This window comes from Terriglobus roseus (assembly GCF_900105625.1).
In the GTDB taxonomy this organism is placed as follows: Bacteria; Acidobacteriota; Terriglobia; order Terriglobales; family Acidobacteriaceae; genus Terriglobus; species Terriglobus roseus_B.
The window spans coordinates 45,257-61,313 of the sequence record NZ_FNSD01000001.1 but is presented as its reverse complement, the minus strand read 5'-3'; the positions used below and the strand labels follow the sequence as shown (position 1 = coordinate 61,313).

Below are 16,057 nucleotides of genomic sequence, written 5' to 3'. Positions count from 1 at the left end.
ATGGCCGATGGCATCGACTTTGAGAACTCCTACGTCTTTCGGCCTGCGCACGAGCTGACGACCAAGACAGGCACGTGGCGCATACCACCCGGCCTGCGCAAGACGCTACCCTTCTACCTGCATAAGCCATGGGCGCGCCTGGGCAAGCCCATTCTGCTGTTCGAATACATGGCAAAGCACTGCGGGCCCATCTCGCATTACATGTTGTTCGGGAATCACGTGATCTTCCTGAGTGACCCCGCAGCCATCCGCGAGGTGCTGGTGAACCAGGCGGGCAAGTTCGTGCGGGAACGCACCATTGTGCGGCTGAAGATTTTGCTGGGCGAAGGCCTGCTGACCAGCGATGACCCGACGCACAAGCGGTCGCGGCGCATCGTCGCACCGGCCTTTCATCGGCAGCGCATCTACGACTACGGCAGCGAGATGGTTCGGAGCACGTTGCATTGGCGCGACCAGTGGAACGCCGGTGCCGTGGTCGACATGAACTCCGAGATGATGACGCTCTCACTCGACATCGTGGCGCGCACGCTCTTCGACACTGAGGTCGACGATGACATCCGCGAGATCAATGCGCAGAGCAACACCATCATGCGCATCTACAACTTCCTCGTCGCATTCCCGAATGCAGAGCTGTTCCTGAAGTACAAGATTCCCGTGCCGGGCCTGAGCAAGTTCGCACGTGCGCGCGCACGCCTTGATAAGGTGGTGAAGCGCATCATCGCCGATCGCAAGTTGGCGAATGCAGCCGATCCCGAACATGCCGACCGCAAAGACCTCTTGAGCATGCTGCTCGCTTCGCGGGATGAAGATGGATCTGAACTGAGCGACGAGCAGTTACGAGATGAAGTGCTGACGATTTTTCTCGCCGGCTACGAGACGACGGCAAATGCTCTCTCGTGGACGTGGTATCTGCTTGCGACGAATCCCGACCAGCAGGAGCGCCTCTTCGAAGAGGTGCGCGAAGTCCTGGGTGGCCGTGCTCCTTCGCTGGATGACTACGCGAATCTGAAGTACACACAGATGGTCTTTGCAGAGGCGATGCGCCTCTATCCACCGGCATGGGCGATGGGACGCAAGTCAACGGAGCCCTTCGAGGTCGGACCGTATCGTATGCCTGCCGGAACGCACGTCTTCATCTCGCAGTACATCCTGCAGCGCGATGAGCGCTTCTACCCGGACCCGCTTTGTTTCGATCCCCTACGTCACACCGAGGAAGAGAAGGCCAAGCGTGACAAGTTTGAGTACTTCCCATTCGGTGGCGGTCCGCGCCAATGCATTGGAGAGGGCTTCGCGTGGCTTGAGGGCGTGATGCTGATCGCCACCATCGCTCAGAAGTGGCGCCTGGAGTGGATTGACGGGCAGCCTGTCGAGGTTGAGGAGAAAATCACGCTGCGACCGAAATACCCGTTGCGAGTGACGCTCCACGCGCGATGAAGTTTCGAGTCAGGCTTGCAGTCGGGCACCGCTAAACAGCGTCTCCACCTTGTTGCGCAGTTTCTCGCTGTACATGGCCCTGTCTGCGGACGCCAGCAGGTCATCGAGAGACTGCAATTCGTCGGGATCCACGGTGCCGCTACCCAAGCTGAAGCTGAAGGGATAGAGGCGGCTCGGCAAGGAATTCTGCTTCGAGGCGGCAAGCTTCAGCCGCAATGCCACGGTCTCCAGGTTCCGCTTTCCGCAGCCGATGGCGACGGCGAACTCGTCGCCGCCGATGCGTCCCATGATCTCGGTGCTCCGGAAGGTCGCACGCAGCAGATCGGAGACTTCACGCAGGAAGACGGAACCTGCCTCATGGCCGAGCGAATCGTTGACAGCCTTCAGATTGTCGAGATCGATGAAGAGCACGGAAAAAGGCTCACGGGAGCGCTGCGCCAGGCGGAGTGCCTGTTCCGCATGAATGTAAAAACCGCGCCGGTTATAAAGCTCCGTCAATCCGTCGCGCAGTGAGAGATCGCGGATTTTAGCTTCCTGTGTTTCGATCAGCCGTGCCAGCACAACGACAGTGCCGAATGCGAGCATGGACGCGATGGAGGCGATGATCGCCGTCGCATACCGAAGATCGATCTGACCCGTGCGGATCATCAGGATCATGGTGGCACCCAGAACGAAGGGCAGAGTCAGCGCGATGGGCGACGCGATCCTCGCGATTCTGCCGCCCGTACCAACCCCAAGCAGGATGCCGAAGGATCCGAACCCCGCTCGTCCGAGAAACGCAACGAAGCACAACAGGACCAGAACGGCCAGCGTCTGCGGTGACGTGCGATTGGCCAGGGAGGTACCGAACAGCCGCAGTGCGCCGAAGATATAGCCGGAAGCCACGGACAGAACCATCAGGCAGAGCGCGAAGAGGATCACGTCGGCGACCAGGCTCAGTAGCCGTTTGCGCGCGCGGATCGTCGCCATCAGCAACCCCAGCAGGCAGAAGATCGTGGCGGTCTGCGGTGCCATGCGGCCAGGTTGGGCTGCCAAAGCGTCCGCTGCCAGGAGCGTGTCCAGGCCAAGGGAGACGCCGAAGACGTACTCGACGAGAACGGACAAAGCAACTGCCGAGACGGCCAGCCCGAGCCAGCGACTCAAGGTGACGGTGCGGTCGGAGCGGCCTGGCAGCGTGCCGCCCAGGCTGCCGGCGCTCAGCAGGGCCAGCACAGCCGTATTTGCTTTCATCAGCGACCAGCCCGTTGGCAGGTGCCGACCTACGGATGGAATGAGCCAACCACACAGGATGACTGCAGCCAGGGCAAATACAAGCGCGAGGCAAACGCGCTGAATCGGTGCCAGTCCCTCGAGGCGATCCGGGTCGGTGGGTGCGAAGGCATGGAGGGGGGACCGTTTTAACATTGTTGTGTCGCAACCATACGCGAATGTGCGTGTGGCCGCTGGCCTTTCAAGCTCTTCTTGTGCAAACAGCTTCGAAAAGGTGTGTCCGAGGAGCTCTGTCGGTCGCGGGAGGGTTGTGTGGATGGGCCACGCACATTCGGCGCGAGCAAATTATCCTTGAGCTGTGCCCTTTCGCTTTCAGGACTTTGTCGGTAACGAATCGACCGTGACGCATCTGCGGCGTGCGGTTGCATCCGGACGTCTTCCCCACTCCATTCTGCTGAGCGGACCTGCGGGGTCAGGTAAGTACACGCTGTCACTGATGATCACGATGGCGTTGCTGTGCGAGCGGCAGCCACGGGACGGCGACCTCGCCGACTTCTGCGGTGAGTGCCGGCACTGCACACGTATCGCAGAATCGTTCGACCTGCCAGCGCTGGTGGAAGCCGCGGTCAGCGCGCGTGAGCAGATGCGTGAGACCGACAAGAAGGACACACGCGTCCTGATCCAGACACATCCGGACGTATTGGTACTGCCGCCTGATCCACCGCAGTTGCTGGTGAAGCTCGGCCAGGTGCGATCGCTGATCCACAGCATCTACTCGCTTCCCGGCGACAGCAAGCGCCGCGTTTATCTCTTCCCTTCCGCGGCCTTCATGAAGGAGGCTGCAAACAGCCTTCTGAAGGTGCTCGAAGAGCCGCCGTCGTATGCGCACATCATTCTGATGGCGGAGCATCCCGGCGAGCTGCTGCCAACTATCCGCAGCCGCTGCGCACCCGTTCGCCTGGGGGCGCTCTCTTCCGCAGAGATCGAGATGTTGCTGTCCGAACGAAAGCCCGAGGTGAAGCCGCAGCAGCGTGCGCTGGTAGCGAGACTGGCTCAGGGCGCCGCCGGCAAAGCGCTGGGCTATGACCTGGAGGGCTATCTGAAGGCACGTACGGATGCCATGGTCGTGTTGCGGTCGGCCACGCTGGACAGTGAACACACTGACTTGTTCAAGACCACGGAGACCTACCGTGCCGGAGCCGAGGGCCAGCAGAAGACGCAGGCCATGCTGTCCGCGCTGGCCGGCCTGCTTGAAGATCTGCTGTTGCTCCGCTCAGGCGTTCCTGACCGCCTGCGAAATATCGACCTCGGGCGAGAGCTTGAGACCCTGGCCGACTCCGTCACCTTCGCGTGGCTGGAAAATGCAGTCCGCGGTCTGGACAACGTCATCAGCGGCATGCGGCGGAACCTGTTGCGGTCTATCTCGCTGGATGCCTTTGCCGAGAGTATGGCAGACGGGCGCAGGTAAGGCGCGATCCCGCGTGCAGGTCCCACGATGTGGATTCCTAAGTCTCTCTAGCCGCTTTCAGAAGGCGGTCACGGATAGCTTCCACCAGCGGTTCGTCACTGGCGGGCGGCAACGGGCAGACAATAGTGTTAACGCGCATGGCATCCAGTGCTCGCAGGCCGGTGTAGAGCGTGCGCGCAAGGGCTGCAGGATCATTCCAGCACTCCCACTGAAACTCCTTGCCCGTCCATCCGGGCGCGGTCCAGCCGAGCGGCAGCAGGACGCCTGTCCGCTCCGGTGTGACATGGTGCAGCAGGTCGTCAAGGTCACCCTGTGTGTGCACCAGCATCAGCCGCGCGCGCGGGGCATAGTGGCGAATGCCAACCCCAGGTGAAGGCAGGCTCTCAGGCCGGGCAGCAGCCTTTGTCACGTCTTCCGTGCGCCGGTACACAGTAATCTTCCGCTTGACCACGGCTTCAATCTGCGCGGGGCTGACACCACCCTGACGGTAGAGCACCATGGGCGATGCGGTGGGATCCAGCACGGTGGATTCAAGACCGATATGGCAAGGGCCCGCATCCAGCACAGCATCGATGCGGCCATTCAGATCTGCAAGGACATGCGCCACGGTCGTCGGGCTGATATGCCCGAAAAGATTGGCGCTCGGCGCCGCTAGCGGAAGGTTCGCCTCGCGGATCAGGGAGAGCGCGACTGGATGAGACGGCATGCGAACCCCGACTAGGTCGCGGCCGGCGGTCACGGCCTCTGGCAGGTCAAGGTGTCGAGGCAGCAGCAGCGTTAGAGGGCCGGGCCAGAACGCATTGATGAGCGGAAGTGCAGCCTCAGGCACCTGGCGCACGACACGTTCCAGCATCGTCACGTCACTCACATGAACAATCAGCGGATCCCAATGCGGCCGCTGCTTGGCGATAAAGATGCTCTCGACCGCCGCGGCATCCAGTGCGTTTGCCGCCAGGCCGTAGACCGTCTCCGTGGGCATGGCGACAAGGCCGCCCTTCGACAGCGTGACTGCGGCTTCTTTCACATCCGCAGGCCTGTCCGCGGAGAGATGAACCGTCCCCTGTGCAGCACGTTGTGTCATGGCAGAATTCACCGCACTATAGTACTTCTTTCCCTCATGCGGTGCGGGTGCATGCGCCTATACTCGGCACATGTCGCACGCGGAGATTGAGCTTAAGTTCTGCGTACCTGATCCGCGCGAATTCCGCGCACGGGCGCTTGCCGCCGGCTTTGCTCTGCAAACGCCGCGCACCATGGAGCGCAACGCGCTGTTCGACACACCGGAGCGTCGCCTTCTGAGCGAACGTCAGGTGCTGCGCCTGCGCGAATACGGTGGACAGTGGGTGTTGACCCACAAACGCCCGCCAGCCCATAACGACGACAGTTCGTTCTACAAGGAACGCCTCGAAACGGAGACGGTCGTCGGCGACGGCGCCGCGATGGGAGCCGTGTTTGTAGAGCTTGGCTACACACCGGTCTTCCGCTACGAAAAGTTCCGGACAGAATTCCATGACGGCGAAGGCGCTCTGGTGCTGGACGAGACGCCCATTGGCGACTTTGCAGAGCTGGAGGGCCAGCCGGAGTGGATCGATCGGGCCCTGGAGCGCCTGAATATTCCCCGCGAGTGGTGTTTCACCGACAGCTACGGTCGCATGTTCCTGGATTGGAAGGAACGCAGCGGATCGACCGCGGAGAATATGACTTTCGATGAGATATCTGTCCCGAGTCTGCGGTAGCACTTTGGACGGCACCACAACTCGCCGCTCGACGAGGCCATCAGAGACCGTATGACAAACGATCAGGACATTCAATCAGGCGCACGGCGGGTGGAAGCGGCAGAGCATTCGCGATCTGGCCTGACGCAACCCAGCGACATCAGCATTGCGGACGTCAACGAACTCAACGCACCGGCGCAGACTATGCTGGGTGATCTGACCCTGAGCATGTTCCAGCAGGGCCAGACGGTTCGCGTGCGGGTCGGCAGCGCGACGTCTGCGGCAGAGTTCTACGAATTCGCCTACGAGTCTGCAGACGAAGCGAACACCGCGCTGCTCGAAGCAGGTGTCCTGACGCAGAAGCAGGTTCCCGACGTCACGCAACCTGCTGGCACCGGCATTCACATCAAGGGCATCACTGCAGAGCAGTTGCTGCACGCAGGACTCAAGCGGCACAGCATCTCGACGCTGTAGTTCCACAGCAAACACAGGAAAGCCCGGCTGCACGCCGGGCTTTCCTGTCTGCACTACGGGACCAGCTAGAAAATCTGGAAGTTCACGGCGACGTTCAACTCCACTGGAACGCTTACGCCGCCTTTTTTGGCCGGAGCAAACTTCCACTGTGCAACCGCCTCCCGAGCCTTTTCGTCCAGCCCCATGCCGACGGGCCGAACCACGCGGATCTGGGTCGGTCGACCGGTCGCATCGACGACAAGGTGTACCAGCACTTCACCCTGGAACTTGGCCTTGCGAGCCTCTTCGCTGAACTCCGGATCCGTGGAGTAGATCAGTCGCGGTGCCGAGACATCGCCGCCAACCTGATAAGTCCCCCCGCCGGTTCCACCACCGCTGCCCGGACCAAGGCCGTTGCCTCGACCGCTGCCCAGGCCGCCGCCGCTGCCGTTGCCGAGCGAGTTCATCCCGACGTTTGGCGCGTTTGGCATGCCCAGATTCGGCATGTTGTTGTTCGTCATCTTGATGTTGGTCTGGATGTTGATCGCAGGATCAACTGTCAGCTTCGGTTCAATCTTCGGAGGATTCGAAGGTGGAACGATTGGCGTCGGTGAGATCTTCGGCAAGCGTCCCTGCGTTACGGGAGCAATATCATGCGCACCGCCGCCACCGCCCATAGCCTTCAGAGCAGGCACTTTGACGGGCGGCTGAGGTGCCGGCGTGTCGAAGGTAATTTCCTTGATAACTGGCTTGGAGGCCGTGACGACCTTGATGACGCGTGTGCTAATCCAGAAGATCAGCAGGAAGATCAGCGCATGCACGCCGATCGCAACCGCCGTCGACTTGGGGTCACGCTTGACGTCCATCGGATTGACAACCGCGATGGGCTTGGATTCGAGCACCAGCGGCGGCAGCTTCTCTGGAAAGAAGGCGTCGCGGAAGTTCTGCACCAGGGACGCAAAGGGTCCGTTGGACTGCAGTTCTTCGGGCTGCCCCAGGTGCGGACCGTCCGCAGTCCTTGATTTCGTGGATGGTTCTTCAGTGATTGTCGCCATCGCCTCAATCTCGTTGGTTCTCACGTGCGTTGTGTCGCGCGGGAACAATCTTTGTCGCCGTGTCTCCGGATTTCATGATCCGCCCGGTGAAACGGGTCTAAGTACACAAGCTGCTGTACGGCGTTCTGGCGTCCGTCAACATTGTACAAAACAACCGGTGAGACGTTTTGCCCTTTGAACTGGTCCGCCCACCTTTGTCGTTTGACGCATGAACCCGGCTGGAAGTAACGGGCAATCTTAAAGGGAGCCACCGCGCAGGTACAAGCAATGGTTCCGTAGTCACCGCGCGCCGCTACAATAAGGGTTTGGGCGCTGGCTGCGAGGACTTCGCAGCACATAGCTGCCACGAAGCATGAGGGACTGGATGGACGAGGCGAACAAGCCGAAGCAGTTGAAGGACACGCTGAATCTGCCAAAGACGGCGTTTCCCATGAAGGCAAACCTGCCCGGCAACGAACCGGCACGCCTGCAGGCATGGACGGAAGCCGATCTGTACGGACAGATTCGCGCGTCACGCGCGGGTAAAGAGAAGTTCATTCTTCATGACGGCCCGCCGTATGCCAACGGAGCTATCCACCTTGGCCATGCGCTGAACAAGTGCATCAAGGACTTCGTCGTAAAGTCGAAGACGATGGCCGGGTTCGACGCGCCGTACGTTCCGGGCTGGGACTGCCATGGTCTGCCGATCGAGATCAAGGTCGACGAGCAGCTCGGCCGTAAAAAGCTTGAGATGGACGCCCTTACTGTCCGCCAGCAGTGCCGCGACTACGCGCAGAAGTACGTCGATTTGCAGCGCTCGCAGTTCGTTCGCATGGGCGTACTGGGCCGCTGGGACAATCCGTATCTCACCATGAGCTTCGGCTACGAAGCCCGCATCCTCGAGACGTTCTACGCATTCTTCGAAAAGGGTTTCGTCTACAAGGGCCTGCGGCCGGTCTACTGGTGCATGCACGACAAGACAGCGCTCGCCGAGGCGGAAGTCGAGTACGAGATGCACACCTCGCCCTCGGTCTACGTGCGCTATGCCCTCACCAGCGACGCTGCGCACATTGATCCGTCGCTTGCCGGCCTGCCCGTCTTTGGCCTTATCTGGACGACGACGCCGTGGACCCTGCCGGCATCGCTCGCCATCGCCTTCCATCCGGAATTCGAGTACGTGGCCGTGCAGATCGCGGAAGACAACGGGACCTACGGCAAAGGCAACGTCTACCTCGTCGCGTCTGAGCTGCTCGAATCACTGAAGACCACCGCGAACCTCCCGGCGGTTGAAGTGCTTGCACGCTTCCACGGTGAGAAGCTCGAGCGCACCACCTTCGCACACCCCTTCCTGCCACGCGAAATCCTCGGCGTCATGGCCGAGTACGTCACCACTGAGCAAGGCACCGGCGGCGTCCACACCGCACCCGCACACGGCCCGGATGACTTTGCCACCGGCAAGAAGTACGCCCTCTCGCAGGTCTGCGACGTCGACGAAGCCGGCCGCCTGCGCAACGGCCTGCCCGAGTACGACAGCCTGAACGTGCACAAGGCCAACGCGCCCATCATCGAGCTGCTGAAGTCCCGCGGCGCGCTCATGGCGCAGGGCGATGTGCACCACAGCTACCCGCATTGCTGGCGCTGCCATCGTCCCGTCATCTATCGCGCCACCGAGCAGTGGTTCATCGGCATGGAGACGCCGCTCGACGGCACCACCTTCCGCGAACGTGCGCTCGCCGAAATCGCCAAGGTCACATGGGATCCCTCGTGGGGCCAGGAGCGCATCAGCAACATGATCGCGACACGGCCTGACTGGTGCATTAGCCGCCAGCGCATCTGGGGCGTGCCCATCGCCGTCTTCCTCTGCCAGAAGTGCCATGAGCCGATGAACGATCCGGCCATCAACGCCAGCGTCGTAAAGCGCTTCGAATCGGAAAGCGCAGACGCCTGGTACCGGCATTCCGCAGAAGACCTGCTGCCCGCAGGCACCGCCTGCGCCAAGTGCGGCGGCACCGAGTTCCGCAAGGAGATGGACATCCTCGACGTCTGGTTTGAGTCAGGCGCAAGCTGGCATGCAGTCCTCGAAGCCGAGCCGGAACTGCAGTTCCCTGCCGACATGTACACCGAGGGCGGCGATCAGCATCGCGGCTGGTTCCACTCGTCCTTGCTGTCGAGCGTGGGCATCCGCGACCAGGCGCCGTACAAGTACGTCGCAACCTCCGGCTGGACGCTGGACGAGCAGCGCCGCGCCTTCTCCAAGTCGCTGGGCAATGGCGTCGATCCCGTCAAGGTCATGGACGAACTTGGCGGCGACATCGTCCGCCTGTGGGTCGCATCGGTCGACTTCCGCGAGGACGTCATCGCCTCCGTACCGCTGATGAAGCGCCTCGCCGAAGAGATCTACCGCAAGCTGCGCAACACCTTCCGCTTCCTGCTCGCAAACCTCGACGGCTTCGTTCCTGCCGAAGATGAGCAGCCGTGGGACCAGATGGAAGCGCTCGACCAGTACATGCTGGCGCGCACCTCCGAACTGGTCACCAAGGTCCGCGCAAGCTACGACGCCTTCGAGTTCCACCGTGTCTTCCACGCGCTCAACGAGTTCTGCAACTCTGAACTCAGCGCCTTCTATCTCGACGTACTCAAGGACCGCCTCTACACACTGGCGCCCAAGGACACGCGTCGCCTGAGCGCGCAGACTGCCGTGTGGAAGATCACGGAAGCCCTCGTCCGTCTCATCGCGCCGATCCTCTCCTTCACTGCCGACGAGATCTGGAGCTACATGCCACCCGTTGAAGGCCGTGAAGCAAGCGTCCACATCGCGCACTTCCCCTCCGCGGAAGACTTCGGCACATCAGCGTCCTCGGCGGAACTGCTCTCTGACATCCTTCAGATCCGCACCGTCCGCGAGTCCGCCCTGAAGGTCCTCGAAGCGGCGCGCGCTGCCAAGACCATCGGCAAGGCGCTCGAAGCAAGGATCGTCGTCACAGCACCGAAGAGTGAACTCGCAACGGTACTCTCGAAGCACGAGCGCCAGTTGCCGGAACTCTTTGGTGTGTCACAGGTCGAACTGGCTGCACTCGATCCGGAATTCGGCTCAGCCGATACCCAGGTGGAGTTCGCAAAGGCCGAAGGAACGCGTTGCGATCGTTGCTGGCGCTATACGGATGATGTCGGGGCTGAGGGTCGCTATCCAACCGTGTGTGCGCGTTGCGCGGATGCATTGGAGAAGATCGGTTACGAGTCAGCAGATGAGGTGTCTGCATGAGCCACTTGCATACCGAAGCGAAGCCCCGTTCCGATGCACGGCCATGGCTGCTGCTGATCGCCGTGGTCGTGGTGATCCTCGATCGTCTCTCGAAGATTATGGTGGCGAAGCACATCACCATGGGCAGCGGTAAAGTTATCATCCCGCATGTCTTCCGTATCACCCATGTGCTCAACACGGGCGCAGCCTTCTCCATGTTTGCGGAGTCGGCTTCACCTCTTGCCGTCCGCGTTGGACTGATCATCTTCTCTGTGGTCGCCGCGTTGGCGGTGCTGTTCATGCTGGTGCGTTATGGCAAACACTGGTCGGCGGCATCGGTCGGCTTTGCTCTGGTCCTCGGCGGTGCGATTGGAAATCTTTACGACCGAGCCGTGCTTCACTACGTGATCGATTTTCTTGAGGTGCATATCGGCACCTATCACTGGCCGGACTTCAACGTGGCAGACTCAGCGATCAGTGTCGGCGCAGTCTTGTTGCTGGTCGAGATGATCTGGCCATCCGAGACTGCGGAAAGCGCATCGACGGGCGATGCGAACGGAGATGTTCTTGGCGCGTGAAAAAGCAGCAGTGATGGTGCCGAGTGACGTTCCGTTGCAAAGCAGCAAGGCGGCACTGAAGACTGTTTCGCCCAACGAGAACATCGTCATCCGCGGTGCGCGCACCCATAACCTCAAGGGCATCGACGTCGATATCCCGCACAACATGCTGACTGTCGTCAGCGGTGTATCGGGTTCCGGCAAGTCTTCGCTCGCCTTCGATACCGTCTACGCGGAGGGCCAACGTCGTTACGTCGAATCGCTCTCCGCCTACGCGCGGCAGTTCCTCGAGCGCATCGAGAAGCCGGACGTCGATCACATGGACGGCCTTGCGCCGGCCATCGCGATCAAGCAGAAGAACCAGACGCGCAATCCGCGCTCCACTGTCGCCACAGCCACCGAAATTTACGACTACATGCGGCTGCTGTACGCACGCTGCGGTACCGTCACCTGCCTGCACTGCGGCGGCATCGTCAAGCGCGACACCGTCGATGAGATCGCCGCCAGCATCCTCGCACTCGGCGATGACACACGCCTCTTCGCGCTCTTCCCTATCGAGCGCCGGCCCATCGTGCTGGAGCCCATGCAGGACTTCGCCCTGCCCGTGGAAGAAGCACCCGCGAAGCCTGCGGCCAAGCCGAAGAAGCTCTCCACAAGGAAAGTCAAGGCAGTCGAAGCCGCGCCCGTCAGCGACCCTTCGGACCCGATGCGCGAGCGCCTGGTGGAACTTCGGCGTCGTGGCTACAACCGCCTCTTCCAGAACGGCAACATCGTTGAGTTCTCCACGCCGGAATCGCTGCTGGAGCTGAACTTCTCCGAACCGATCTACGTCCTTGCCGACCGCCTCGCCGTCAGTGCGGAAGTACGCGCACGCATCGTCGACGCCATCGAAACCGGTTATCGCGAAAGCGGCGAGATCGTCTTCCTTACCGCGCCTCGCGACGGCTCCGAGCCGCAGCGCATCCGCTTCTCCTCCGCCTTCGAGTGCACCAACTGCCACCGCGCCTACCGCGATCCGGAGCCGCGCCTCTTCAGCTTCAACAATCCCTTTGGCGCCTGCCCGCGCTGCCAGGGCTTCGGCAACACCATCGACTTCGATCCAGACCTCATCATCCCGGACAAGGGAAAGTCGCTGGACGACGGCGCCATCGATCCATGGACCAAGCCCAAGTACCGCGAGTTCCACGGCATGATGAAGCGCTTCGCTACTGCGAGCAGCATCCCCACGAAGACCGCTTGGTACGACCTGACGCCCGCACAGCAGAACGCCATCTGGGACGGAGGCAGTGGCTTCATCGGCATCCGCGGCTTCTTCCGTTCGCTCGACTCGAAGAAGTACAAACTGCACGTCCGCGTCTTCCTCTCGAAGTACCGCGGCTACGCCCCGTGCCCGGACTGCCGCGGCCAGCGTCTACGCGCGGAAGCCCGCGCCGTGCTGCTGAACGACAAGAACATCTGCGAGGCCGCTGCGCTCACCATCACCGGCGCACGCATCTTCTTTGAAGGTCTGGAGCTCTCACCCGCGCAGACAGAGATCGCCGGCAAGATCCTCGAAGAGGTACGCCAGCGCATCGGCTTCCTCGAACAGGTTGGCCTGGAGTACCTCACACTCGACCGCCTCTCCTCCACACTCAGTGGCGGCGAATCACAGCGTATCCAGCTCGCCTCGTCACTGGGCTCACGACTCGTCGGCGCGCTCTATGTCCTCGACGAGCCATCCATCGGCCTGCACTCCCGCGACACCGCAAAGCTGATCAAGATCATGCATGAGTTGCGTGATCTCGGGAACACCGTGCTCGTCGTCGAGCATGATCCAGACGTGATCCTCGCGGCGGATCGCCTGGTTGATCTCGGTCCCGGCGCCGGTGAACTCGGCGGCGAATTGCTTGCCATCGGCACAGTGGAACAGGTCAAGAACGATCCCAAGTCCATCACCGGCAAGTACCTCTCGGGTCGCACACGCATCCCCGTGCCGCAGGAACGGCGCGAACCAACCCGCGAGCTCCTGAAGCTGAAGGGCGCGCGCATTCACAACCTGCGTGGCGTCGACCTTGAGATTCCGTTAGGCATGTTAACCGTCGTCACCGGCGTCAGCGGCAGTGGCAAGAGCACCATCGTGCACCAGGTACTCCATCGCGCGCTGCAGCATGCACTCGGAGTCGAAGGCGCCAGCGGCGATGTCACGCAGCTCTATCGCGAACTGACCGGCACACACTTCCTGCGCGAAGTCGTGCTCGTCGACCAGTCCCCTATCGGCCGCACACCACGCTCGAATCCCGTCACGTACATCAAGGCTTTCGACGCCATCCGCGAGCTCTTCGCAGCGCAACCGGACTCGCGCCGCAAGAACTACACGGGCGGCAGCTTCAGCTTCAACGTACCCGGCGGCCGCTGCGATACCTGCGAAGGCGACGGCACCGTCACGGTCGAGATGCAGTTCCTCGCCGACATCGAACTGCCCTGCGAGGAGTGCGGCGGCTCGCGCTACAAGCCCGGCATCCTCGATGTGAAGTACAAGAACAAGAACATCCACGACGTCCTGAACATGACGGTGAAGGATGCCGTCCACTACTTCGCCGGCAACCCGAAGATCGTCGAGCGCCTGCAGGTGCTCGACGAAGTCGGTCTTGGCTACGTGCGCCTCGGCCAGTCCGCAACGACACTCAGCGGCGGCGAAGCGCAGCGCGTCAAGCTGGCGTCGCACCTCGCGAACATCCGCACCGGCACGCGCGGCGGCGAGACCAAGAAGGCCGCCAGCCGTGTCCTTTACATCCTTGATGAACCCACGACCGGCCTGCACTTCGCCGACGTCGCAACGCTGCTGCAGGCCTTCCGCAAACTCATCGAAGGCGGCGGTTCCCTCCTCGTCATCGAGCACAACATGGACATCATCAAGTGCGCCGACTGGGTCATCGACATGGGACCCGAGGGTGGCGCAGCGGGTGGGCAGGTCGTCGCCGTGGGTACGCCGGAAGAGATCGCAAAGGTCCCGGGCTCGTACACCGGCCAGTGGCTTGCTCCGGTACTCGAGTGAGCACTGTGAAGCTAAGTCTCGCTCTCGCGTTCATCGTCGCCGCAACGGCACACGCCCAGATACAGATGCCGCCGGGCACAACCTCGCCCGTGCCCGACAGTAAACAGCCAGTAGCGCCGACTGCTGAGAGTGCCGCAGTGCAGGCCGCGGAAGAGAGTATCGGTGCGGGCAAGTATGCAGACGCTGTCGCACTGCTGAGACCACTCGCAAAGCCGACGCAAAAAAATGAGCGCGTTTTCTACGATCTGGCGTTTGCGCAGGACGCCCTGAACAACGACAAAGAGGCAGCAGCGGCATATCGCAATGCCGTCAGCCTGAAACCGGAGGATGTTCCTGCCCGCGTCTCATTGGGACTGCTGCTTGCCCGCACCGGCAATGTGAAGGATGCGGAAGAGCAGCTGACGGCAGCGACCCAGATTCCCGGGGCGGACAAGGAACTACAAGCCCGGGCATACCGCGCCCTCGCACAGATTCACTTCAGCGACCCCGCGCAGGCTATTCCCGACCTGGTGGAAGCGCTGAAGCTCTCCCCTGAAACACCGGATGACGCCGCGATGGCGGCAGAGCTCGCGGAGTCGCAACACAACGACGCTGCGACTGAAAAAGCCTACGCACACGCATCGGAACTCAATCCTGCAGATATTGATGTCGCCGTGGGTTACGCACGTGTTCTCAGCCGACGCAAGCAGCCTGTCGTAGCCGAGACAGTGCTGAAGGCCGCGCTCCAGAGTCATCCTCAGAACCACGTGCTGCTTGCGGAACTGGCCTCCGAGCAGTTGCTGAACGGGCAGACAGAAGCGGCGCTGCCATCCCTGACACAGCTGCACTCCGCGGAACCTGGCAACGCAGCCATCGCGCAGTTGCTGGCTCGAGCGTTCACTACGGCCGGCGAGCCAGACAAAGCTTATACCCTGTACGAAAGTCTGCTGAAGTCAGATCCAGACGATGTCACACTTCTTTCCGGAGCGTCGGACGCACTGATCCGGCTGAGGCGTTCGCCAGAAGCTGAGCCCCTGCTGCAGAGGGCGCTCGCTCATCCTGACCGCTTCCCAAACCGGGAGGCAATGGCCCAGGCAGCTGGCGAGCTGGCATTTGCCGCGTCCTCAAACAAGGACTACGAAACCGTACTGGCAGCTTTGGCGACGCGCAACGCGGTGCTGCCCTCCCAGGCGGCGTACGTCTTCCTTGCTGCGTCGGCGCACGACGCCCTGCACCACACCAAAGCAGCCCAGGAGCAATACCACTTGTTTTTGCAACAGTCTGGTGGTAGCCTTCCTGACCAAGAGTGGCAGGCGAAACAACGGCTGCAGATTCTTGATCGGGCGAGGTAAAGTTACACCGCCAAACCATGTAAGCCACGGTTCCAGATCCCCGTTCCGGGGAGGTGTGCAATGCAGGTTCCTGTTCTGTCGCATCGGCTTCTTCGTCTACCCCATAACCTTCCCGCGCATCTGCGCACCGCCGCGTGCTGTGGCGCCATGATGGCGCTGCCCATGACTGCGCGAGCCGCGGACAACGTCGGTCTGGTCGACTCTGCGATGATCGCGTCGCTGCAATTGCGCGCGCAGCAGGCGTCCCCGCGCGAGCAGGTGCAGATGTACGCAGACCTGGCCGACAAGATAAGCCTGCTCGTGACCAAAGAGATTACCGAAGGCGAGGAAGAGAAAGCGGAAATCACTCTGCACCAGTTTGAGGCCTGCACCGCGCAGCTGGAAAGCGGTCTGCAACGCGACAGCAAGGGACTGAAGAAGACGGAGATGCTGTTGCACACGACCAATCGCCGGCTGACGGACCTGGTGCGCAGCGCCTCTGGAGACATGAAACCCATGGTGCAAAACGCTCTGAAGCGCTTGGACCAGGCACAGACTGCTCTTTTAAGCGCGGTCTTCGCGAAATAGCCGTCAGGTAAAAC

Annotated in this window: 12 protein-coding genes; 9 read left to right on the top strand and 3 right to left on the bottom strand. The window is 61.6% G+C overall.

The window, feature by feature from the left end; all coding sequences use genetic code 11:
* A complete protein-coding gene (locus BLW03_RS00295) occupies positions 1 to 1,434 on the top strand; it encodes a cytochrome P450 (protein WP_074651818.1) in 1,434 nt (477 codons plus the stop codon).
* Positions 1,435 to 1,443: 9 nt separating this feature from the next.
* On the opposite strand, the gene BLW03_RS00290 is transcribed toward BLW03_RS00295, so the two are convergent.
* Entirely contained in the window at positions 1,444 to 2,838 is a 1,395-nt protein-coding gene (locus BLW03_RS00290) for a GGDEF domain-containing protein (protein WP_074651817.1), read from the bottom strand.
* A gap of 163 nt (positions 2,839 to 3,001) precedes the next feature.
* Here BLW03_RS00290 and BLW03_RS00285 point away from each other — a divergent pair, with 163 nt between their 5' ends.
* Positions 3,002 to 4,111 (top strand): DNA polymerase III subunit, encoded by a 1,110-nt coding sequence (locus BLW03_RS00285; protein WP_074651816.1) that lies wholly within the window; start codon positions 3,002 to 3,004, stop codon positions 4,109 to 4,111.
* 37 nt (positions 4,112 to 4,148) lie between these two features.
* Here the strand turns inward: BLW03_RS00285 and BLW03_RS00280 are convergent, their stop codons facing one another.
* On the bottom strand, positions 4,149 to 5,192 hold the full coding sequence (locus BLW03_RS00280) for an L-threonylcarbamoyladenylate synthase (RefSeq protein WP_074651815.1): 1,044 nt from the start codon (positions 5,190 to 5,192) through the stop codon (positions 4,149 to 4,151).
* Positions 5,193 to 5,262: 70 nt separating this feature from the next.
* Here BLW03_RS00280 and BLW03_RS00275 point away from each other — a divergent pair, with 70 nt between their 5' ends.
* Complete coding sequence (locus BLW03_RS00275) at positions 5,263 to 5,847, top strand: class IV adenylate cyclase (RefSeq protein WP_074651814.1); 585 nt, start codon at positions 5,263 to 5,265, stop codon at positions 5,845 to 5,847.
* A 51-nt stretch (positions 5,848 to 5,898) separates the two neighbouring features.
* A complete protein-coding gene (locus BLW03_RS00270; RefSeq protein ID WP_074651813.1) occupies positions 5,899 to 6,300 on the top strand; it encodes a hypothetical protein in 402 nt (133 codons plus the stop codon).
* A 65-nt stretch (positions 6,301 to 6,365) separates the two neighbouring features.
* Here the strand turns inward: BLW03_RS00270 and BLW03_RS00265 are convergent, their stop codons facing one another.
* Positions 6,366 to 7,334, bottom strand: coding sequence for an energy transducer TonB (locus BLW03_RS00265; RefSeq protein ID WP_074655669.1), 969 nt, complete (start codon positions 7,332 to 7,334; stop codon positions 6,366 to 6,368).
* Between the two features lie 364 nt (positions 7,335 to 7,698).
* Between BLW03_RS00265 and ileS the strand changes: the two genes are divergently transcribed.
* From ileS to BLW03_RS00240, 5 genes are read left to right on the top strand one after another with little or no spacing between them, the layout of a single operon-like run.
* A complete protein-coding gene (gene ileS, locus BLW03_RS00260) occupies positions 7,699 to 10,575 on the top strand; it encodes an isoleucine--tRNA ligase (protein WP_074651812.1) in 2,877 nt (958 codons plus the stop codon).
* A complete protein-coding gene (lspA, locus tag BLW03_RS00255) occupies positions 10,572 to 11,132 on the top strand; it encodes a signal peptidase II (RefSeq protein ID WP_074651811.1) in 561 nt (186 codons plus the stop codon). The genes ileS and lspA overlap by 4 nt, the downstream gene beginning before the upstream one ends.
* Before the next feature lie 13 nt (positions 11,133 to 11,145).
* Entirely contained in the window at positions 11,146 to 14,145 is a 3,000-nt protein-coding gene (gene uvrA / locus BLW03_RS00250; protein WP_074655668.1) for an excinuclease ABC subunit UvrA, read from the top strand.
* A gap of 5 nt (positions 14,146 to 14,150) precedes the next feature.
* On the top strand, positions 14,151 to 15,476 hold the full coding sequence (locus tag BLW03_RS00245; protein ID WP_139285039.1) for a tetratricopeptide repeat protein: 1,326 nt from the start codon (positions 14,151 to 14,153) through the stop codon (positions 15,474 to 15,476).
* A gap of 60 nt (positions 15,477 to 15,536) precedes the next feature.
* Positions 15,537 to 16,043: a hypothetical protein gene (locus tag BLW03_RS00240; RefSeq protein WP_139285038.1), complete on the top strand. Its 507-nt coding sequence runs from the start codon at positions 15,537 to 15,539 to the stop codon at positions 16,041 to 16,043.
* Positions 16,044 to 16,057 lie beyond the last annotated feature (14 nt).